This window comes from Photobacterium sp. BZF1, assembly GCF_014349205.1.
Lineage (GTDB): Bacteria > Pseudomonadota > Gammaproteobacteria > Enterobacterales > Vibrionaceae > Photobacterium.
The window spans coordinates 1-20,732 of record NZ_JACSOF010000085.1 but is presented as its reverse complement, the minus strand read 5'-3'; the positions used below and the strand labels follow the sequence as shown (position 1 = coordinate 20,732).

The window sequence follows — 20,732 nt, the reverse complement described above, 5'->3', positions numbered from 1 at the left end:
AAATGACAAAAACCTGCCAAACGGCAGGTTTTTTTCGTTTATGTACTCTATATCTTAGGCTGAGGTTTTGTCATGCGATGTGGTGAGCTTCGGTAGGCAGTACCACGCAGCAGAAAATAGGATCAGGCTGTACGCTAGCAATTCTACACCTTCTTCAGCTAAGTTTTTTACCCCGCGTATATAATGCTCTTGCATGATACCTTGCCATAATTCGCCCATGCCGAAGATACGGGTAAAAACAAGCAAGGTCACCATAGCACCAAGCATCAAGCTAAAGCTGTTGTGCTTCATGTAATCCATAAGAGGTTTTACGGTGCTTTGACGATGCAGAATAGCGTAACCAATTGCGCTAGAGGCCAGCAGCCAAGCTGGGTACTTCCAAAAGCCATGGATAATTTGATCGAGTACGGAGTCCATCTCACGGATAAACATCACACCAAAGAAAGCGGAAACCAGAACGGCGAAACCCCGTTGCTGAGGGTGACGCACTGCAACAATAGCGAAAAGGCCTGATGTGGAGAATAAATAGGTTTCTTGCAGAAATTCCGTCCAGGAACTTTCACCAATATTATTTTGGATCTGTAGGACATCAAAATGGATGGTGAACGCAGATAGAGCGAGCAGTAGTGCTAGGACAAAGAACAGCGACAGGCTTTGATAAAGGGGTTGGTAAAGTGAGTTTGCCTGTGCCACTTGGGTGGCTGGGGTGGTGGTTGACGGCATAGCGTACCTGCATTCTGTAAGGAAATGTGAAGCGGGCAATTTTATGCTTGGTAGCTGAATCACAACTGAACCGTGATCTTGATCACGATATAGCGGTATAAATGACTACAGAGTATGGATAAGAAAAAACCTCTCTTTACAGAGAGGTTTTTAGAAAATCTGATTATAAAAGAAAACCTTTAGTTGTTGCCTGTTAGGCCAATAAGGGCTTCTTGTGTCTCAGTAAGCTTTTTGTTATTTCCGTCTAACCCAAGCTCTTTACGCGCTTCTTCTGCAGACATACCAAGATGACAGCGTAGAATGTCAATTGCTACCTGGTAGTTTTCGTGATCGGCCATCATTCCTCCTTGATAATTAATTACCATGCATCATCACTAACTAAATACGACAATAGAATATCTCAGTCGTAGATACAATAAGACTAAAGTCTAAACCTGTCTAGTCCATCTATTGCTCAGTGTTTCATATTTGCTTCTTGTATGCCATGTTGTCCATCCCTCATGCAATCTGGTAAGACCACTGCGGATGATACTTGATATCCAGCATAAATAGTCAGGCATTTTCGAGTGATATCTCAAGATGCTCTTTGTTGATTGCATCATTGAGAAAGCCACTTGTGAGTGCCTCTAAGGGAAAGGAAGCCGGAAGTGTCAGCGCGTTACTTAACCCATATCATCAATGTTTTACGAACCTGTGGACTTTAATAGCGCCCCGCAGAATGGAAGGTTAGATAGCAATAGAGGGACAGTAAATGGAACAAGATAAAGCGTATTCAGTGCTTGAGGCATTGGCAAATGGCGTAGATCCTATGACTGGGGAATGTTTTGGTGATGATTCACCATACAACCAGCCGGAAGTAATACGAGCACTGTTTTTTATCCTTCGTAATAAGCCGTTGAAGAAAAAGGCCAAGAAATCTTTGGAGGAGAAGCAGCAGGAGAACCTCGAGAAGGGGCTGCCGATGAACTATGGACTACCTTGGACGCAGGAAAGTGTCGACTCTGTTATCAAGGAGTTTCAAGCTAATATAGCCATAGATATGATCGCGAAGAATATGGCAAGAAAGCCAAATTCAATCATTGGCCTTTTGAAGAAGCAAGGAGTTATCACCGAAGAGCAAGCACTCGCTATGGGGTTGTCATACAGAGCGGTACATGCCTGAATGTTGGCGGAGACATATACTGCGTTAAGCCCCAATTAAAGGTGTTTCTATTACCATAAAAAAGATTGTTTAATAGTATTTGATTGTTTAATAACAAAAATGAAACGTAACAATTTTTCACTTCCACTTGTTTTCTGTTTCAACGACCATACTATACATATCAATAACAAATGGATGATGCCCTAGTCGTGTAGAAGGTTTCATTGCTGGGGCAGCAGCACCTTCTTTTCTGGAGAAAGAGTACAATATGAAGCGTATTGCATTGTTTTTGGCAACTAACCTAGCGGTAATGCTGGTTTTCAGTGTTGTCTTGAACGTCGTTTATGCGGTGACAGGCATGCAACCAGGAAGCCTTTCTGGGCTATTGGTTATGGCTGCTTTGTTTGGTTTTGGTGGCTCGTTGTTTTCACTGTTCATGTCGAAGTCTATGGCACTGCGTTCGGTGGGCGGCATGGTCATCGAGCACCCACGCAATGAAACCGAGCACTGGCTAATGGAAACCGTTGCCCGTCAGGCACAGCAGTCGGGCATTGGTATGCCAACCGTTGCAGTTTATGATTCTGCTGATATCAACGCATTTGCAACGGGTGCCAAGCGTGATGACTCACTGGTTGCCGTCTCTACGGGATTGCTTCACAGCATGACCCGTGACGAGGCCGAGGCTGTATTGGCCCACGAAGTTAGCCACATTGCCAATGGTGACATGGTAACCATGACCCTGATGCAGGGTGTGGTGAACACCTTCGTTATCTTTGTATCGCGCTTGGTTGCAGGTGTGATCAGTGGCGTGAACAACAACGATGAAGAAGGTGGAAGCGGTAGCTACATGACTTACTTCATTGTGTCTTCCATCATGGAAGTGCTATTCGGCTTCTTGGCAAGTATCCTAACCATGTGGTACAGCCGCCACCGTGAGTTCAAAGCTGATGCTGGCTCGGCACATCTTGTGGGTAAAGAGAAGATGATTGCCGCGCTTGAGCGTTTGAAGATGAGCCACGAGTCGCAGCTTGAAGGTTCGATGATGGCGTTCGGTATTAACGGTAAGAAATCACTTTCTGAGCTGTTTATGACCCACCCACCACTGGACAAGCGTATCGATGCGCTTCGTCGCGGTGAGCACCTGTAATCGAAATTACAGTTCCTCGTAGCGCTTGCCTGCGACTGGAATGAAAAAGCCCCCGGTCAACATCTGTGGCCGGGGGCTTTTTGTTTTTGGCTAACAGCCAAGCTAAGTGTTATGCCGCTGCAGGTTGGCGTACCACTGGCTTGTCATTGATTGGGATATGGATAAGCGCTGCAATCAAGGCAAGTACCACAGTAGACCACCAGATTGGCTCGTAGCTACCGTAGTAGTCGTAGATGCGGCCACCGAACCATGCCCCAAGGAAACTGCCGACTTGGTGGGTGAAGAACACTAGACCGTATAATGTCGATAGGTAGCGAGGGCCGAAAATTTGGCGAACCAAGCCAGATGTTAGAGGAACAGTACCCAGCCAACAGAAGCCAATTGCGCCACCGAACAAGGCTGCAGTTTCCGTTGTTACTGGTAAGGTCACAAAGCCTGCGATAACCAGAGTTCGCATCACATATAAGGCAGACATCACATAACGCTTATTGAACTTGTCGCCCATTACGCCCCAGAAGTAGCTGCCGAAGATATTGAAAATACCCACATAGGCTAGAGCCATTGCTGCAGTTGTGCCCGGCAACCCTTTGTCGGCCAAGTAGCTTGGCAGGTGGGTGGCAATAAACATCACGTGGAAACCGCAGACGAAAAAGCCCATGTGGATCAGCCAGTAACCACGATGGCTGAATGCTTCTTTAAGTGCTTCTTTTAATGTCTGTTCTGCTTCCGGTGTTGCAGTGGCGGCCGCTGACTTTTTGTTCGCTTTCATAAAGAAAGAGAACGCCATCATTAGCGCACACAGCATGGCGAATACTTGTAGCGCAGTCTGCCAGTTGAATTCGCTGAGCATGTACTGGGCACCCGGAATCACCGCAAACATACCGAATGACCCTGCGGCAGTGGTTAGGCCAAATGCTTTTGCTGTGTGTTCAGCAGGTACAACGCGTGCAACAGCACCCAGCACGATAACGTAGCTGGTGGCACTCAAACCAAGGCCGACCAAGGCACCTAGTGAGACATAAAGCCAATTTGGCTCAACGGCGATGGAAGTGAGGTAAAGCCCCAAACCATAGGCAATGGCCCCACTCCAAATGACTTTTTGTGCACCCCAGCGGTCAGCAGCCATACCGACAAACGGTTGGAAGACGCCGAACAGCAGGTTCTGAAGGGCGATAGCCAGACTAAAGAATTCACGGCCGGTATCAAAATGCATAGAGATCGGCATCATGAAGATACCGAAAGACTGCCTGATCCCTAGGCTGATAATTAGTGTTCCAATGCCCATCCACACAAGCAGTGGAAAGCGAAAAATACTCATGGTTATAGTCCGGTCAAAGTGTGGTCGTTTGAGTTTTGCTGATGGCAACCGCCGCTCATGGCATGTTCGGCTAGCGAGTCCAACAGGGGCTGGCAGTGATGGACACCGACTAAAGTCAGGGCAAGCAGCAATACCATGCGCATCAGTTGGGCTGTCAGAGATTGTGAAAACATCAGTGCCTCAAAGTGCAAAAAAGAGCGGGGATAGTAGAGGAATTCAAAACATGACTCAAATGAGAAAAGATCAAATACTCTATGCATAATATGCATTTAAAGCCGCAATCAAAAAACGTGCTGTTGCACCATCAAAGTGTTTGATTGTAAGAACCTATTTGGAAATTATCCCGAGTGGGGACGGAGGCGGTAAATTGCCCCTGAATCAGCGGAGAAGTAAAGCCACCCTTGGTGGTCAGTAACAAGTGCCCGGATGCGTTCGTCTAATTCTTCAAGCAATCGTTCTTCACCCTTTATGCTGCCGTTAGCCGTTACAGTGACTCGATTCAAATGACGCAATTTAAGTGCGCCATTGAATAAATTCCCTTGCCAATTCGGAAAGGCGGCGCCTTTGTAAAGCAGTAGGCTACCGGGGGCGATTGAAGGGGTGTATACCTTAAGTGGTGAAACAATCCCCTCTTTTTCTTCCGCTTCCCCGACATCAATTGGCCCCCAGTATTCTTTACCATGTGAAGTCACCGGCCAGCCGTAGTTAGCCCCAGCTTTGACTAAATTGATTTCATCGCCGCCACGCGGGCCATGTTCGTTGGACCACAGCCGGTTGGTTTCTTGGTCAAACAATAATCCTTGCGGGTTGCGGTGGCCGTAACTCCAAATCTCCGGGAGGGCATTTTTAGTATTGCGGAAAGGGTTATCCTTAGGCACTGAACCATCAAGGTTGAGCCTGAGAATGCTACCAGCATGGGTGGATAGGTCTTGCCCATTGGGGCGGTGAGCCCTATCACCGATAGAAAAGAAGACATGGCCTTGGTTGTCAAAGGCGATGCGACTACCAAAGTGGCGAGAAGCATCACTCAAAGATTTAGTGACCAACAAATCTTGCCATTGGCTTAATTGATTGTTGCTAAGTTGAGCACGGGCAAGTGTGGTCGCCGCCTGCCCATCTATGGTTTTGCTATAAGTGAAATAGTACCAAGCTTGACTGTCTGTCACATCCAGCCGAGCAACATCCATTAGGCCGCCTTGACCATATTGGTTAATGGCGGGTTGGCCCGAGACGGATTGAGCCATGCCGGTTTCGGTATTTAATAGGCGAATTTGCCCATCACGGTAAGTAATGAGCAGTTCCTGCCCAGGGGTAAATGTCATCCCCCATGGGACACCATCCGTTTGTGCAATACGCTCAACCACAAAAGGCATGCCTGCACTGCTGCCCTCAATAACAGCCACCGGTGCAGATAGGGCTCGAGGGGATAATGCCAAGCTCAGTAGGCAAAACAAAGCGGTGAAGACCACTTTTACTTGAGTAGGTAGGTTGCATCCGGACATTCAAATAGCTCCTTGCTCATTGTCGCTTGCTAACAGTAGTTTAGCAGCTTGGAATGCCTTGTCTTTTCGACTTTATGATGATGGCGATGCATGGCTTGCAATGATAGCGGCAAACTGGGTTAACCCCCGCTGCCAATCCTTGGACTCCCTGTAATTAGCGAAACTCAAACGAAGGCAGTGTGCATAGCGTTGGTTGGTACTGAACATACTTCCCGGAAGTACGCTGATACCATGCTCCAAGGCTTGCTGATAGATAGCCTGCCCATCGGTGTCCTCAGGTAACGTAAGCCAACATAAAAAACCTCCGCTCGGTTGGGTAAGGTGGTAGTGACCTTTTAGCTGTGGATGATGATCCAGTGCTTGGGTAAATAGCTTGTAAAACAGTTTTTGCTTTTTGGCATAACTGCGACGAATTTTACCGAGGTGCTGGCGGTATTTTCCGCTTTCGAGGAACTGTGCAACGGCAGAATGGATCAGGTTCGGGCTCCCCATATTGTCTGTGAGCAGGCGTTTCTCAATGACAGATTGATATTTGCCCGCAACAACCCAGCCGATGCGGAGCCTTGAGTCCAAAGTTTTCGATAAAGAGTTACAGTAGATAACCCGGTCTTCCTGATCGAGGGTTTTCAAGGGGAGTGGACGTTGCTGGTAGGCTAATCCGCCGAACACATCGTCTTCGATAATGGGAATACCGCGAGTCATGGCGAGAAAGCGGAGCCGATCAGCCGTCGACATGACATATCCCGTTGGGTTATTGAATCTGGGGTTGATCAATATAGCTTTGACGGGCCAACGTTGCAGGGCTTGCTCAAGGGCATCGAGATGAATCCCCGACACCGGGCTAGCGGGGATTTCTATTACTTTTAGGTTCAGTGATTCGAGTAACATCAGGTTACCGAAGTAACTGGCAGATTCGACCAGTACAATATCGCCGTCGTTGGTGATCGCCTGCAGACTCAAGCTTATAGCTTGTTGGGCGCCATGGGTGACCAATAACGACTGTTTGGATATCGTTACCCCAAGCTCCCTGTTGATACCAACTAACTGTTGAAGCAATTTATCGTTGCCGGGTGGGAGTTGGTAGTGGCTGGGTATATGGCTTTGATACCGACTGTGACGGCCTATCTCAGCGTAAAGGCTATTGATCGCCGGGAAGTCGGTGTCTGGGTGGGCTGAGCCCATCGGGAGGATCTCACGGGAAACAGGGAGCCCCATGATTGTTTTACTTAATGCCATTAAATCGACAAACCCTGGCTCAGGAATCGGCTTGGAACCGCTATGTGGCGTGTTGTTATGACTCACCCGATAGCCGGAGCGGGCAGAGGCTGAGATTTTTTGATTAGCCTCCAATTGTTGGTAGGCACGGATCACCGTGTTCTTGCTGACAGACAACTGTTGGCTCAATTCACGGATAGAGGGAAGGCGTTCTCCGGGCTGGAAACTCTGCTTATCAATTCGCTCCTCTATCCATTGATAGACATATTGGTACTTTTTCTTAAGCTGGTTGTTAGCGCGTGGCGCGATTGACTTGCCGTCTATGTTTAGCTCTTCATTCATACCATCTGTACCCTATAAAACTCGTCAATCTGTCCCTGTTAAGCTTTTTGTACCCGTTTTAAAGTAATCGTTATTGAGGCAAAAGAGAAGAGAGTTGGCCATGATGACGCGATTTATCCCATTCTTGTTTGTGGTGCTTTGGAGCTCCGGTTTTATCGGGGCACGACTGGGTTTACCTTACGCAGAGCCTGCGACTTTCCTCCTGATCCGAATGTTGGCGAACATTGCTGTATTCTTGTTGCTGGTGGTTATCCTGAAGTCGCGCCTACCTACGGGCAAGGCGCTACTCCATTGCATGGTCGCGGGACTATTAATCCATGGTTTTTATCTCGGCGGAACCTATATTGCGATTGGTCTAGGGATGCCGGCCGGGCTTTGCTCTTTGTTGGTAGGGTTGCAGCCAATTGTCACTGCTGTTGTGATGTTTGGTTGCGCGGGTGAGCGGATGCGGGTGTCACAGTGGCTGGGTCTGGTGATTGGATTTATCGGGATCAACCTAGTCCTGCAGGGCAATATGGCTTGGCATCAGGACGGCAGTCGGGAAGCGGCTTACCTGTTTACCATCCTTGCACTGATAGGTATTACATTCGGTACGCTCTATCAGAAGAAATTCTGTCAGGGTATAGATATGGTGGGAAGCGCAGTATGGCAATACAGCGCTGCGGCCTTGTTGTTCCTACCGGTTGCCTTGAGTACCGAAACCATGGTGGTTAACTGGACACCGACCTTTATCTTCGCCTTGAGTTGGTTGGTCTTGGTGCTGTCTGTTGTTGCGATTTTATTGCTGCTGTACATGGTCAAGCATGGTGAGTCATCCAAGGTCGCTTCGACATTTTACTTGGTCCCCCCGATGACCGCGTTCCAAGCTTGGTTGATTTTTGGTGAAAGCTTTAATGAAGTAGGGGCTATCGGGTTTGTGCTAGCTGCAGTTGCCGTATTCTTGGTAACCCGAAAGCCCAAATTGCAGCCAAGCCTTGTGGGGCAATCATCAAAGGTATAGCAGGCGTTTTTTTGTTCAGTTGGTATTAATTGAACGTTATTCAATTATTTGTCATCATAGTGTCAACGATCAGGTATGAGGTTGCATGATGATGAAAAATCTTATGAAGACAGGTCTATTGGGTTTAGCGCTAGGCTGTTCATTGCTTGTTGTCAGCCTAGAGCAAGATGCGCCTCATGCGGGAGAGAATGCGATAGGGTACTTCGCTAAGGAAACGACCTCCCAAGAGGGCGTTCGACAAAACCTACTGGTTGAATCCCAACAACTCTATATTACGGAACTGTACCGTGCCCGCGAAAAATTGCAGTCTTTGGGCGAAGAAAACTCAGAGCTGTACCTTTCTATTGAAAATGCGATAGCCCTTAATGAAGAGCTCTTTGACGATGCTGGGTATTGGCGGGCCCATTATATGAACCCGTCTTCGTAGTCATTACCCAAGCCAAGGCTCAGCTTTGGTTGGCTGCCAGCAGATATGGTGAGAATATCTCCCTGACATTGACCCTGGCCTTCAGCCTGGCGGCAAGCAGGTACAACCCACCAAGTTTGCGGTGGAAGAAGATCGCATCAGCGGGTGGGGTATGCCAATAATTCTCTTTCATGCTAAGTGCTGTACCGGCATCACGGATCCGGCTTGCTAAATCTGTCTGGCCAAAATCAAAAACACCCTCAGTCATTATTGGCTCACAGGCTTCCAAGCATAACTCAATGACAGCATCTTGCTGTGAGGAAGTTATGGGTTGGCTGAAAAAGCCTATCTGACGCAGTGCCGTATTCATCACTGTTTTGTCATGTTCTAGTGCTGCACTGAGTAACAGTTGATAGCCTTGTGAAACATGGGCAGGATAGGCTCGTGTAGCACCGAAATCGAGCAAGACGAGTTGTTGAGACTGGTCATTATAAAGGAAATTTGCGAAGTTCGGATCGGTCTGCACCAACCTGAAAGAAAACATCTCCTTGAACAATAATTCGAAAGCAAGCTCCATAACATGGTCGCGGATGTGCTGTGGTTGATTGGTCAGCGACTCAACCGGCAGGCCCTCAACGAACTGCATGGCAAGGATGTTTTCAGTGGTTAAATCATCAAAGACATCCGGTATTTGGTAACGTGAATCAGGCGAGAGTAGTTGCTTGTATTGCTTTAGGAGATCCGCTTCAAGTTTATAGTCTGCTTCGGCATGAAGTTGCTTTTTTGCTTCCTCTAGCAAGTCTTGGTAATCGACATCTTTGGGGAGAAGCCCGGAAACTCGGAGTAGCGTCGCAACATTGTCAACATCGCTATCAATACTCTCTTTGATGCCTGGGTATTGGATCTTGAGCGCAATCTTTTCCCCATTCCAATTGGTGGCAGAATGGACTTGGCCGATGGAAGCGGCTGCAACGGGGTAGAATGAAAAGGTTTTAAATCTGTCTTGCCAGTCGAGGTCCCATTCATCCTGCAATACGGCGTTAAGTTGGCTTATAGGCATGGCTTTGGCTTCGGCACGCAATCGAGCGAGAAGCTCGGTTAACTCTGGTGGCAATAGATCCCCGGCATCCATAGACAGGAGTTGCCCCACTTTCATTGCGGCACCGCGCAACTGGGCTAGCTGCTCGGCAACCCTTTTGGCATTACCGGGGGTAAGCAGTAGCTCACTGGCTTTGGGACGGTTTCCTTGGGCGAGTTGCTTTACTCCCTCGGTGACCATACTGCCAGCAACCCGGGTTGCTAATGAGCCCAGTTGCCCCAAGCGGGAAAGCCGGGTCTTGGGAACCTTTGCATACTCTCTAGCTGTTCCTTGTTTGCCTTCATTGATGATTGTCTCCGTCTTCATATCTCGCTACCCATTAACCTCATTTATTGAGATTACGTGCTGCTGCCGCACTTAGTTCATATAGCAAGGTTAACCTGAACGACTAGGAAGTAAATAAGATGTGAATATTAGGCGGGGCGTTTTACCAGCGCCTAGAAATGGATAATAAAAAGGCCAGCATGCGTTAGTACAACAGGCTGGCCTATGAGGTCTGGTTATCTTGTCGAGGCGTTCGAGAAAGGCAAGGTTTGTATTATTTTATTGATTAAAGTCAAGAGCATTGAATGCTTTGGCTCGCTTTTCAGGCAGTTTAAAATAATCAGGTGCTTTAGCGTAGACAACCTCTTTACTGCGATGCCTGAACAGCTCAACGGCATTTGATGTTAACGTTATAACCTTATCCGCTTCCATGCCTAATAAAGACATAATTTCCGCAGGAAAGCTTGGACGAAGCACCGATGCCTGTGGAAAATGCAGGCTATAGTCAGTCTGATCTGCAGGGTGAGGTTTGATTATCAATTTTGACTCATCGACACCTAAATTTTTGAGTAGAGTCTTATAGCCTTCAATCTTATTTGCCTCAGCATAGCCGGAAATGACTTCGTTCAACGGTTGTGTGAAAAGTATACTGAAACTACTGTCGAAGCATTTAAACTCATTAGCATCGACATCAAACAATTCAAGGATCTGGGCTCGCTGCAATTCAGTTTTTTCTGCCCACAAAGCATTTAGATCAAGAACTTCAATCTTCTCTTTGAAATCTGCTTTAACTTCTATGTTTTGGCTGAGATAGAACTTTCCAATTTTAGAAATTTTCGTCGGCTCTTTGAGAACCAGTCGGCTAAGAAAGCTATTTATAACGCTTTTCTTCTTTGGACCGTTGGTCAGTTCAACATGAGTTGTTCCTACGCCGTCATCAATTTGGACTCGGTCTATTTTTACCAAAGGGTTGTTGATTTCACGTGGATTGCCAACACAAACATCGTAGCTTTGAAAAATCTGCTTTTGTTCAAGTTTCCTTTTGAAGTACTCAATTGGCGCCTTGTTCAACTTAGGTATGATCCTAGGCAGATACTGGTAGGAGCACTCTAACACGTTCACCATATTCGCCATTCGCTTTACGCAATTCAACGTAAATCGATTCCCCCAAAAGATATAATCACTCTTTTGCCAGTCATCATCCAACAGTACGTAAATGAACAGACTAAAATAGGTATTTTCGAAAACGATTTTTTTCTTAGTTGGTAGAAAAGACATGTAAATTAACCTATTAACCCCAGATATTTCTTAGCCACTACATCTGCTGCCACTTTGCGTTCAATGCCACAGTCAGTCAAGTCTATGGATCTCGACAGCAACAGATCGGCTTTTCGGGCGAGTTCCTCTGGATTACGCCTTGGCACCAAATACTCCGCTAAGTTATCCAACAAAATTTCTTTTGGTCCATGTGGACAATCAGTACTCACCACGGGAGTACCGCAAACCAGAGACTCAATCAAAACCGTTGGGAGTCCTTCAAAATCGGAGCTCAATAACATACCCTTAGCCGCTCTAATCCATGGGTAGGGATTGTACTGGAATTCAGGGATAATCAAGCGATCTTCAACACCGTATTTGCGAGCCAGTTTTCTCGCCTGCTTGGGTTTATGGCACAGCAAAACAATAGGCAGGTTGTTTTCCATCTTTGCTAAAGATGCGAAAAGGACGTCATGCCTTTTTTGCTGTACAAAGCGCCCAATGTGAATCCAAAAATCGCCAGTAGGAATATCGGGATTCTTCTCTAACGATTTAGATACAATATCTTCGATATCGAAAGGGTTGTATATGGTGGTAACCGATGCTGGCTTAATCCTACCTTTTTTTCTTATCTCTTCTTCAATCCCTTTCGATACGGTGATCAGGTGGTGACCATTAAGCGCCAGTTTTGACCTTATTTTTTTTACATACTTTAATGGTCCCAACAGTGCGTGTCGTTTTAGTTCTTCTTCTACCGAAGCGTGGATGACGAAAAACAGTGGTCTGACTGATGTTTTAGCCATCAATAAGTTGGTTTTGTCTAGGTTGGATAAAAACAGGTCAAATTTACCAACCTCAGACTCAATTCTGGCAATTTTGGTGCTAAGTTTCTTAGCTATTTTATCGAGGTTGAATAATCTGTTTAGCCTCTTGTCGTCAGTCTCGAAAAGACAATGAACATTGATGCCTCTGGGCAAATCGTAAATATTTTCCTCTGACATCAAGAGAAAATGTGGCTCATGACCGAGCGCCAACAACTCATTGGCCAGTGATAGCATCACCTTCGGCGCTCCACCTTTAGATAACCGATCAATCGCGATAGCTATTCTCATATTTTTACTATTTCCAAACTACTCACACCATATCTAAGGTTTATGTCTAACAAAAAAAGCACAGCAATGCATATGATATCGTTTTTATCTATAAATTTCAGTGGGATTAGGGGCTGCAAATCTATGATGAGTCATGATTAACAGCTATACCCTATGAGGAAGCATACATACCAATTGTAACGCTTAATGAGAAGGTAGTTATTTTCATTTATACAAGTCACAATTAAAACAAGATCACTTTGCTCGTTATCCTAACATTGTAGCCTTAATGAAGACTTACCTTTAACTACAATTGTGTTGTACTTGAGATGACTTTGAGGTAGTGCAGGGCTTTTACTTATTCATGACTCTGTAAACATGGTAATAGAAAGCAATTTTTAATATTTTTGCCTTCTCATAACGAACTGACTTAAAAGCCTTTTATACTTTTGAGGGTTTGTCGGTAATGTAAAGAGCCCAACTTGAATCTAGACAATGCTTAATTGATATATAGGCATAGTTATCGACAAGCAATTTGTCTCATTGTTTGTTAGATATCGATAATAGGATTGGCTTGGGTAGTAGAGGTTAGAGTATTAACTCGGAATGATGATTTGACTTGACAGTAATTAGCCCCACGAGGGGGCTAAACAAAATGACTGCTTACTAGAATGGGTACCAGAAAAGCTGCTCGGCGTGATAGCGGTTGGCGAAACCTAATGCTAATACCACTGCGATAGTGAACAATACTACGAAATCCGCTTTTGCCATCGGCTTAAGGCTGTACCAGCTTCGGCGCTTGTGTTGGCCGAAACCACGCAACGTCATCGCATTTGAGATCACTTCCGCGCGGTCAAGGCTGGAGAAAATCAATGGCCCGAGGATTTTCGCAACGTTTTTGATACGCGTAAATACCGGGGCATTTTTTGAGATATCAACGCCACGCGCCTGCTGGGCATGCATGATGTTAATGAAGTCCTTGGTGACTTCTGGCAAATAGCGCAATGTTAAGCTGACTGCATAGGCGATACGGTAGGGTACGCCCAGTTTGTTTAAACTCGCCGAAAACTCCGTTGGGTGAGTCGTAAACACAAACACCAAGGCTACGGGGAACATACTGAAATATTTCAGTGTGACTGTGACCAAATAAAACAGGGTTTCCTGAGTGAGTGAGTAGTTACCTGGCAGGGTAAGCAACACTGTCTGGGTTCCCATGTATTCCTTGCCCTGTTGCGGCGCAATCAAGAACATAAACAGCGCGTTGAGCATTAGGACGGTGACCGTACCTGTCATAAGCGTTTTGTAGTTGGCAAAAGGCACGCGCGAAAGTCGCAGCAAAGCAAAGCCGACCAAAATCATACCGATAATGATACGGACATCAAAAGTCATCAAGACCATGGTGACCCAGGCCATGAACAGGATGAACTTGGTGATCCCGTTTAGCGCATGTAGCGGTGAGCCGGTATTGATATAGCTAATACCGAATTTTATCTTATTGGTTTTCATTAGTTTGAGCCTGCCTCATGCTGGATGAAGCAACGGATAAAGTGATCAATACGTTCGATACCCAAGCAGGAAGCCAGTGTATACAAACTTGTGACGGTCAGGTTCGCTTGCTGGAGCAGAGCCGGTTGGCTAAACACTTCATTAACGGCGGAATCGGCCAGCAGTTTGCTGTCAGCGATAACGATAGCGCGCTGGGTGTACTCCAGTACCAAATGCATGTCATGGGAGATGATCAAAATGGTGATCCCAAGCTTTTGGTTTAGCTCCTTGATAAAGCTCATCATCGCCGTGTAGTGGTGGTAGTCCTGACCTGCTGTTGGCTCATCAAGGATCAGCAACTTGGGCTCCAACACCAGAATCGTTGCAATGGTGACTCGCTTTTTCTGACCATAGCTCAACGCGTCGATTGGCCAGTGGCGATAGCGATCCAAGCCACACAGCTTCAGTGTTTCCAATACCTTGGTTTCAACTTCGGACTCAGCTACCCCACGGTTACGCAAGCCTGAGGCAACCTCGTCGAAAATCATATGATGGGAAATCATATGGTTCGGGTTCTGCAATACGATGCCAATACCCTGGCTTCGATCGAAGATAGAGCAGGTTGCTAGGTCTCGGCCTTCAAAGCTGATGCTGCCTGTGTCCGGCTCTAGGACCCCCATGATTAAGCGGGTTATGGTTGATTTCCCTGAACCGTTCTTGCCTAAGATAGAGACAAACTCACCTTGGTTAATGGTGAAGCTGACATTATCGAGGGTCTGGCGATCGCCATCGTATGAGTAGCTGAGGTTTTTGACCTCGAGTAGGGGGGAGCCCTGAGTTTCAGTGGTGACTAGATCACCTTGCTGGAACCAGTCCATAACCTGCGGCTTGAATCGCTCTATATCGAGTGTCGATAGGTAAGCGGGCTTGTCAGCTTCGTTGATCTCACAACCGGCCGCTTTCAAAGCCGAAAGGTAAAGGGGTTCGCGGATCCCGTGTTTTGCCAACAGTGGGCTGGCTAGCAGTTCGTCTGGTGTCAGGTTGGCAACAATCTCGCCACGCTCCATCAAGATGATGCGATCAGCCTGGCAGTGCAGGACATCTTCTAGGCGGTGCTCGATAATGACGACAGTTTTGCCCGTTTCGCGATGCAGGCGATCAATAATCTCGATGGTTGATTTGCCCGTTTTAGGGTCAAGGCTCGCGAGCGGCTCATCAAATAGCAGGATATCGACATCATCGACCATAACACCCGCAAGGGATACTCGTTGCTTTTGGCCACCACTGAGATCGAAAGGAGACAGATGAAGCATATCGTCTAGCTCCATCATTGTTGCCGTTTCTTCTACCACTTGACGCATTGGGCCTGGAGCCACCATTTGGTTCTCAAGAGCAAAGGCAATATCTTCGCCGATGCTCAAACCAACAAACTGACCATCGGTGTCTTGCAGTACCGTACCAACCATGCCAGTACACTGGTGAAGATCCATGTTCTGGGTTTCTTTGCCATTGATTTTCAGGCTGCCAGTAATATCACCCTTTACCGAAAATGGGATCAAACCATTTAGGCATTGGCCCAAGGTGGATTTGCCGCTACCGCTTGGTCCGACAATGACAACTTTCTCACCTTGATTAATGGTCAGGTTGATGTTTTTCAGGGTTGGCTTTTGTAGCGCCCAATATTTGAATGAGAAGTCTGTAAACTGGATGGACATCGTTTATTCGGCCTCGATCAAGTTGTAGCTTTGTTGCTTGCGTTTGGCGACGGCAGTAAGGATAAAGTGGCCGACAATTGCAATCAGCATGGTGTTACCGGCAGCAATGATAGTTAGCTGCGCCAAAACCTTGGTAAATGGTTCGGCATAGAGGACGGCGTCAAGAAAAGCAGAGCAGCCATAACCAACGACATTACCGATGAAAGCAAGGATAACGAATAGGCAGAAGTCGAGCTTGGAGAACAGCCCTTTTTCGATTCGCTCTTTGGTGATTTTTGGATAAAAGCCAATAACCAGGCCCACAATACCTGAGCCGAGTACCCAGGTGACCCATACGCCCCAACCAGCAAAAAGGTCGGTCACCCAGTGGCCGATGAAACCGACAAGAAAGCCGACCAGAGGGCCGAATAGCACCCCGAACAAGGCAAGTACTGCCATTGCGGGTTTGAGAGTGGTATTTGCGAAGACAGGAATACCAAACATAGGTAGACCACCAATACCATATAAGGCTGCACCGATTGCGATGAGCACAACTGTCTTGGCAGAGAGATTCATGACATAACCTTTTAAAGCTCTTGGGTATTTGCTTGTACATTGCCGGCCACAAGGCTGCTTCGCGATATCCAAAAGAAAACCCACATTACGTGTCGGGTTTGTACTGCAAAAATCCATATTTAAGCAAGAGCAGTTATGCCGGCAGGCATAAGGACGCGCCATAATACATGAACAAGGAACAGAAAGGAAACCTCTACATCTAGACGTCTAACTCTTAGCCAGATCTGCCTTTCCTGCTGTTGAGGTGAACATTGCCGAGCATTATTACGTAGTAAAAGGGCACTGCATGAACAATGAGTTACCTCAACAGGTGCGGAAGAGAGTTTTTCAGTAGCTTGCCTTTTTAAATAGGCAATGATGGGCAATACTTTATACAAGAGCGCTATTACTCTCTGTACCTTGAAAATCGACTCCCCCAACAGAAGGAGAGGTATCTCAAAACGTATATTGTGTCGGTGCGGTTTTTTGCAATTGATTTTTGTAGCTTGCCGAAAAAACAGCAAATTGTAGTAAGTAATTGCTTTTTTTAAGCTTTGGTGAAAAAAATATAAATAGACACTACTTATGGATAGTTGATTTAACTTATTGATTGTCACAATATTATGACAGCTTAGAGCTATCTTTTTGAGATAAATCTAACTAATTGGATAACATGAATATTTCACTTTATTTTTTTCGAAATATAGTAAATACTGCTGTCCGAGCTATTTTATTTTGAAGCTTGTAAAAATTGACAAATCATTGTTTTGTCAAGTCTTAACTTACCGCGAAAACATGCGCTGTTACACAGAAACTGCATGAGATCCGATGGGAAGTTAAGGTAGAATTGGGTAATATCAGTAACAGCTATCCCGCCATCTCGGCTGGGTGCAGAGCCAAATCATATTGGAGATACAGCTTGATTAATGTATTCCTTGTAGATGATCACGAACTGGTTCGCACAGGGATCCGACGTCTGCTTGAAGACGTCCGTGGAATAAAAGTGGTAGGGGAAGCCGACAGTGGTGAAGAAGCCGTAAAGTGGTGCCGTAACTCGCATGCGGACATCATTCTTATGGATATGAATATGCCTGGTATCGGTGGCCTTGAAGCGACACGTAAAATTTTGCGCTTTAGTCCTGATGTCAAAATTATCGTTTTGACGATTCATACAGAAAACCCGTTCCCGACCAAGGTGATGCAGGCAGGCGCAGCAGGTTACCTAACCAAAGGTGCCGGCCCTGACGAAATGATTAATGCAATCCGCATGGTTAACAGCGGTCAGCGTTATATTTCACCAGAAATCGCGCAACAGATGGCATTGAGCCAGTTTGCTCCGGATTCAGAGAACCCTTTCAAAGATCTTTCTGAGCGTGAACTTCAGATAATGATGATGATCACCAAAGGCCAGAAAGTGACCGATATTTCAGAACAACTGAATCTGAGCCCGAAGACTGTAAACAGTTACCGTTACCGTCTATTCAACAAGCTGGACATCAATGGTGATGTTGAGCTGACCCACCTTGCAATTCGCCACGGAATGTTAGACACAGAGACGTTGTAGTGTCGGAACAGTTTGACGCAAAAAGTTTTCTAAAAACAGTAACTCATCAGCCAGGTGTATACCGAATGTATGACTTGGCCGATGAGGTTATCTATGTCGGAAAGGCCAAAGATCTGAAAAAGCGCCTTTCCAGTTACTTCCGGGCCAATGTGGCTGGGGAGAAAACCAGAGCACTGGTTAAAAATATCGCCAAGGTCGATGTCACCGTTACCCATACAGAAACGGAAGCGCTGATCCTTGAGCACAACTACATCAAGCTATACCTGCCTAAATATAATGTCCTGCTCCGGGACGATAAGTCTTATCCCTATATTTTCCTCAGTGCTTCTGCTCATCCACGCCTGTCGATGCACCGTGGTGCCAAGAAGCGTAAAGGTGAGTATTTCGGGCCATATCCAGATGGTGGGGCTGTTAGGGAAAGCTTGCACCTGCTCCAGAAAATCTTCCCAATCCGTCAGTGTGAAGACTCGGTATATGCTAACCGTAGTCGCCCTTGCCTGATGTATCAGATTGGTCGCTGCTTGGGGCCGTGTGTCAAAGGGTTGGTGAGCGACGATGATTACGAAGAGCAGGTTAATTTTGTCCGGATGTTCCTAAAGGGTAAGGACCGGCAGGTGATCACGTCGATGGTCGAGAAAATGGAGCAGGCCAGCCAGCAACTGGCATTCGAGAAAGCGGCGACTTACCGTGATCAGATCCAGGCACTAAGGCGTGTGCAGGAGCAACAGTTCGTTAGCCATGATAGTGACGATGATCTTGATGTTGTTGGTATTGCCTATGAAAACGGCATGGCTTGTATCCATGCGCTTTATATCCGGCAGGGTAAAATCCTCGGTAGCCGAAGCTATTTCCCGAAAATGCCGGTTGACGCTGAGATCACCGAGGTATTATCGAGTTTTGTCACCCAGTTCTACCTCAATCAGGCTGAGGGGAGGGTTATACCGAGTGAGATTCTATTAGGGGAAGCGCTTGGTGACGAACAGGCGGTGATAGCCGAGACGTTGACGGAGTTGGCAGGCCGCAAAATTGTTATTAAATCCAGCACGCGGGGTAATAAAGCCAAGTTCCAACGTTTGGCGCAAACCAATGCCAGAACAGCATTGACGAGTAAGCTGAGCCACCGGATGACTGTTCATCAACGTTTCACTGCCTTGCGCGAAGCGCTACAGCTTAACCGCCTTGAACGAATGGAATGTTTTGATATCAGCCACACCATGGGGGAAAAGACAGTTGCCTCCTGTGTTGTGTTTAACCAAGATGGGCCATTGAAGCAAGAGTATCGTCGCTATAACATTTCAGGCATTACCGGTGGTGATGATTATGCCGCTATGGCACAGGCTTTAGAGCGTAGGTATGGCTCACAAGTCGATCCGGATAGAATTCCTGATATTATTTTTATCGATGGGGGTAGAGGTCAGCTGTCAAGAGCGTATGATGTAGTTAACCCATTGATGGCTGAGTGGCCTAAGCGCTCGATCCTCGTGGGTGTAGCCAAGGGGACCACCCGTAAGCCGGGGTTGGAAACTTTGCTGCTGACAACAGGTGAAGAATTTTCGATGCCTGCAGACTCCCCAGCGTTGCATTTAATTCAACATATCAGGGATGAGAGTCACAATCATGCAATCAGTGGTCACCGTGCCCAGCGTGCAAAAGTGAGAAAACGTAGTGCTTTGGAAGACATCGAGGGGATTGGCCCGAAACGTCGCCAAGCATTGCTCAAGTATATGGGTGGCTTACAGGAACTGAAGAAAGCTAGCAGAGAAGAAATCGCTAAGGTGCCAGGCATCAGTCGTGCCATGGCAGAAAAAATTTATGACGCGCTGAATCATTAGGCCAGCGTGGTACATCTACACAATAAGAACGAACAATTATGCGTTTAACAATTCCGAACATCCTAAGCTTCATACGGTTAATTTTGATTCCATTTTTTGTGATCACCTTTTACCTACCGTATAGCTGGTCCCCATTCGCAACAGCTTTGATTTTCCTGATAGCCGGTATTACTGATTGGTTTGATGGCTACCTGGCCCGCAAGTTGAATCAGACGACCCGTTTTGGCGCTTTTATCGACCCTGTGGCGGATAAAGTGATGGTTGCAGCGGCTATGGTACTGGTCGTTGAGCACTTCAATTCCGTATGGGTAACTATTCCTGCGATTACCATGATTGGTCGAGAGATCATCATTTCGGCCCTACGTGAGTGGATGGCCGAGCTTGGCAAGCGTTCCAGCGTTGCAGTGTCTTGGGTCGGCAAGGTGAAGACCGGTGCTCAGATGGTCGCATTGCTGCTATTGCTATGGCACCCGAATGAGTGGCTGGTGTGGATTGGTTACATTGCGCTTTATGTGGCAATGATCCTGACATACTGGTCGATGTACATCTATCTCAAAGCAGCCAAGCATGATTTGCTCAATTCGGAGCACTTGTAAGCGTAGTGTATTGATAAAATGATAAAGGAGCGGCGATTAAGCCGCTTTTTTTATACTTGAAAACATCAATGTCTGCTCTTCATTGAAGAAATAGTGAGTTAAGGTGGTTTTTGCACTTTTTCTCATATTCGTTACTGTTTAATTATCAAAATGCGCGCTAAACCAGATGAGAGTGATCAAAATCACTTTGTATGGCTTGGTTTTTTTGCTTTAAATTTGAGCGTTATACAATGGGTAGAGCATGGAAAAGGGATAAAATAGCGCTTATTGACTGCAAATTCACCACTTGGCTAAAAATGGTGAATTTTAATGTTGACTCACCCACAGTATTGCGTAGAATGCACCACATACCGCAACGGAACATACCGGTACGGTAGGTTAATCAAAGTAAGATTAACGTTGAGGCGCGTTGGCAGAGTGGCTATGCAGCGGATTGCAAATCCGTGGACCTCGGTTCGACTCCGGGACGCGCCTCCATTTGCGACACTAGCTCAGTTGGTA

Annotated in this window: 19 protein-coding genes and 1 tRNA gene; 8 read left to right on the top strand and 12 right to left on the bottom strand. The window is 46.5% G+C overall.

Annotated features, from left to right (window positions below):
• Positions 1–54 precede the first annotated feature (54 nt).
• Together BIZ37_RS18415 and BIZ37_RS18410 are read right to left on the bottom strand one after the other, a co-directional pair.
• Positions 55–723 (bottom strand): hypothetical protein, encoded by a 669-nt coding sequence (locus BIZ37_RS18415; RefSeq protein ID WP_187462721.1) that lies wholly within the window; start codon positions 721–723, stop codon positions 55–57.
• A gap of 179 nt (positions 724–902) precedes the next feature.
• Positions 903–1,061 (bottom strand): hypothetical protein, encoded by a 159-nt coding sequence (locus tag BIZ37_RS18410; protein ID WP_039468590.1) that lies wholly within the window; start codon positions 1,059–1,061, stop codon positions 903–905.
• 413 nt (positions 1,062–1,474) lie between these two features.
• Here BIZ37_RS18410 and BIZ37_RS18405 point away from each other — a divergent pair, with 413 nt between their 5' ends.
• Together BIZ37_RS18405 and htpX are read left to right on the top strand one after the other, a co-directional pair.
• The gene (locus BIZ37_RS18405; RefSeq protein WP_187462720.1) at positions 1,475–1,885 is read left to right on the top strand and encodes a hypothetical protein; all 411 of its coding nucleotides are present in this window, start codon (positions 1,475–1,477) and stop codon (positions 1,883–1,885) included.
• Between the two features lie 247 nt (positions 1,886–2,132).
• Entirely contained in the window at positions 2,133–3,011 is an 879-nt protein-coding gene (gene htpX, locus BIZ37_RS18400) for a protease HtpX (RefSeq protein ID WP_107297555.1), read from the top strand.
• A 109-nt stretch (positions 3,012–3,120) separates the two neighbouring features.
• On the opposite strand, the gene BIZ37_RS18395 is transcribed toward htpX, so the two are convergent.
• The 4 genes from BIZ37_RS18395 to BIZ37_RS18380 form a co-directional block, all read right to left on the bottom strand.
• Positions 3,121–4,329: an MFS transporter gene (locus BIZ37_RS18395; protein WP_187462719.1), complete on the bottom strand. Its 1,209-nt coding sequence runs from the start codon at positions 4,327–4,329 to the stop codon at positions 3,121–3,123.
• Positions 4,330–4,331: 2 nt separating this feature from the next.
• The gene (locus tag BIZ37_RS18390) at positions 4,332–4,502 is read right to left on the bottom strand and encodes a hypothetical protein (RefSeq protein ID WP_170114890.1); all 171 of its coding nucleotides are present in this window, start codon (positions 4,500–4,502) and stop codon (positions 4,332–4,334) included.
• A gap of 165 nt (positions 4,503–4,667) precedes the next feature.
• Positions 4,668–5,702: a PQQ-dependent sugar dehydrogenase gene (locus BIZ37_RS18385; RefSeq protein WP_370577393.1), complete on the bottom strand. Its 1,035-nt coding sequence runs from the start codon at positions 5,700–5,702 to the stop codon at positions 4,668–4,670.
• Between the two features lie 201 nt (positions 5,703–5,903).
• The gene (locus BIZ37_RS18380) at positions 5,904–7,388 is read right to left on the bottom strand and encodes a PLP-dependent aminotransferase family protein (protein ID WP_187462717.1); all 1,485 of its coding nucleotides are present in this window, start codon (positions 7,386–7,388) and stop codon (positions 5,904–5,906) included.
• A gap of 100 nt (positions 7,389–7,488) precedes the next feature.
• On the opposite strand from BIZ37_RS18380, the gene BIZ37_RS18375 reads away from it, so the two are divergent.
• Entirely contained in the window at positions 7,489–8,388 is a 900-nt protein-coding gene (locus tag BIZ37_RS18375) for a DMT family transporter (protein WP_187462716.1), read from the top strand.
• A 103-nt stretch (positions 8,389–8,491) separates the two neighbouring features.
• Positions 8,492–8,815, top strand: a complete 324-nt coding sequence (locus BIZ37_RS18370) for a hypothetical protein (protein WP_187462715.1) — start codon at positions 8,492–8,494, stop codon at positions 8,813–8,815.
• Positions 8,816–8,834: 19 nt separating this feature from the next.
• On the opposite strand, the gene BIZ37_RS18365 is transcribed toward BIZ37_RS18370, so the two are convergent.
• The 6 genes from BIZ37_RS18365 to BIZ37_RS18340 form a co-directional block, all read right to left on the bottom strand.
• Complete coding sequence (locus tag BIZ37_RS18365) at positions 8,835–10,199, bottom strand: AarF/ABC1/UbiB kinase family protein (protein ID WP_222939732.1); 1,365 nt, start codon at positions 10,197–10,199, stop codon at positions 8,835–8,837.
• A gap of 237 nt (positions 10,200–10,436) precedes the next feature.
• Entirely contained in the window at positions 10,437–11,435 is a 999-nt protein-coding gene (locus tag BIZ37_RS18360; RefSeq protein WP_187462714.1) for a glycosyltransferase family 52, read from the bottom strand.
• A 5-nt stretch (positions 11,436–11,440) separates the two neighbouring features.
• Entirely contained in the window at positions 11,441–12,526 is a 1,086-nt protein-coding gene (locus tag BIZ37_RS18355; protein WP_187462713.1) for a glycosyltransferase, read from the bottom strand.
• Between the two features lie 645 nt (positions 12,527–13,171).
• A complete protein-coding gene (locus tag BIZ37_RS18350; protein ID WP_187462712.1) occupies positions 13,172–14,011 on the bottom strand; it encodes an energy-coupling factor transporter transmembrane protein EcfT in 840 nt (279 codons plus the stop codon).
• Positions 14,011–15,705: an ABC transporter ATP-binding protein gene (locus tag BIZ37_RS18345; protein WP_187462711.1), complete on the bottom strand. Its 1,695-nt coding sequence runs from the start codon at positions 15,703–15,705 to the stop codon at positions 14,011–14,013. Before BIZ37_RS18345 ends, BIZ37_RS18350 begins: the two co-directional genes overlap by 1 nt.
• 3 nt (positions 15,706–15,708) lie before the next feature.
• A complete protein-coding gene (locus tag BIZ37_RS18340) occupies positions 15,709–16,260 on the bottom strand; it encodes an ECF-type riboflavin transporter substrate-binding protein (protein WP_187462710.1) in 552 nt (183 codons plus the stop codon).
• Between the two features lie 898 nt (positions 16,261–17,158).
• On the opposite strand from BIZ37_RS18340, the gene uvrY reads away from it, so the two are divergent.
• The 4 genes from uvrY to BIZ37_RS18320 all read left to right on the top strand — a co-directional run bounded on the left by uvrY (position 17,159) and on the right by BIZ37_RS18320 (position 20,708).
• Positions 17,159–17,803, top strand: coding sequence for a UvrY/SirA/GacA family response regulator transcription factor (gene uvrY, locus BIZ37_RS18335; protein WP_039468571.1), 645 nt, complete (start codon positions 17,159–17,161; stop codon positions 17,801–17,803).
• On the top strand, positions 17,803–19,635 hold the full coding sequence (uvrC, locus tag BIZ37_RS18330; RefSeq protein WP_187462709.1) for an excinuclease ABC subunit UvrC: 1,833 nt from the start codon (positions 17,803–17,805) through the stop codon (positions 19,633–19,635). Before uvrY ends, uvrC begins: the two co-directional genes overlap by 1 nt.
• A 38-nt stretch (positions 19,636–19,673) precedes the next feature.
• On the top strand, positions 19,674–20,231 hold the full coding sequence (gene pgsA, locus BIZ37_RS18325) for a CDP-diacylglycerol--glycerol-3-phosphate 3-phosphatidyltransferase (protein WP_187462708.1): 558 nt from the start codon (positions 19,674–19,676) through the stop codon (positions 20,229–20,231).
• A 403-nt stretch (positions 20,232–20,634) separates the two neighbouring features.
• Positions 20,635–20,708, top strand: a tRNA-Cys gene (locus BIZ37_RS18320).
• The last annotated feature ends 24 nt before the right edge of the window (positions 20,709–20,732 follow it).

Coding starts and splice junctions, on each gene's coding strand:
- pgsA (WP_187462708.1), top strand. CDS start 19,674: ATGCGTTTAACAATTCCGAACATCCTAAGCTTCATACGGTTAATTTTG.
- BIZ37_RS18350 (WP_187462712.1), bottom strand. CDS start 14,011: ATGAAAACCAATAAGATAAAATTCGGTATTAGCTATATCAATACCGGC.
- BIZ37_RS18395 (WP_187462719.1), bottom strand. CDS start 4,329: ATGAGTATTTTTCGCTTTCCACTGCTTGTGTGGATGGGCATTGGAACA.
- BIZ37_RS18385 (WP_370577393.1), bottom strand. CDS start 5,702: ATGCCTTTTGTGGTTGAGCGTATTGCACAAACGGATGGTGTCCCATGG.
- BIZ37_RS18355 (WP_187462713.1), bottom strand. CDS start 12,526: ATGAGAATAGCTATCGCGATTGATCGGTTATCTAAAGGTGGAGCGCCG.
- BIZ37_RS18415 (WP_187462721.1), bottom strand. CDS start 723: ATGCCGTCAACCACCACCCCAGCCACCCAAGTGGCACAGGCAAACTCA.
- BIZ37_RS18405 (WP_187462720.1), top strand. CDS start 1,475: ATGGAACAAGATAAAGCGTATTCAGTGCTTGAGGCATTGGCAAATGGC.
- BIZ37_RS18410 (WP_039468590.1), bottom strand. CDS start 1,061: ATGGCCGATCACGAAAACTACCAGGTAGCAATTGACATTCTACGCTGT.
- BIZ37_RS18375 (WP_187462716.1), top strand. CDS start 7,489: ATGATGACGCGATTTATCCCATTCTTGTTTGTGGTGCTTTGGAGCTCC.
- htpX (WP_107297555.1), top strand. CDS start 2,133: ATGAAGCGTATTGCATTGTTTTTGGCAACTAACCTAGCGGTAATGCTG.
- BIZ37_RS18345 (WP_187462711.1), bottom strand. CDS start 15,705: ATGTCCATCCAGTTTACAGACTTCTCATTCAAATATTGGGCGCTACAA.
- BIZ37_RS18340 (WP_187462710.1), bottom strand. CDS start 16,260: ATGAATCTCTCTGCCAAGACAGTTGTGCTCATCGCAATCGGTGCAGCC.
- BIZ37_RS18390 (WP_170114890.1), bottom strand. CDS start 4,502: ATGTTTTCACAATCTCTGACAGCCCAACTGATGCGCATGGTATTGCTG.
- BIZ37_RS18370 (WP_187462715.1), top strand. CDS start 8,492: ATGAAGACAGGTCTATTGGGTTTAGCGCTAGGCTGTTCATTGCTTGTT.
- BIZ37_RS18365 (WP_222939732.1), bottom strand. CDS start 10,199: ATGAAGACGGAGACAATCATCAATGAAGGCAAACAAGGAACAGCTAGA.
- BIZ37_RS18360 (WP_187462714.1), bottom strand. CDS start 11,435: ATGTCTTTTCTACCAACTAAGAAAAAAATCGTTTTCGAAAATACCTAT.
- BIZ37_RS18380 (WP_187462717.1), bottom strand. CDS start 7,388: ATGAATGAAGAGCTAAACATAGACGGCAAGTCAATCGCGCCACGCGCT.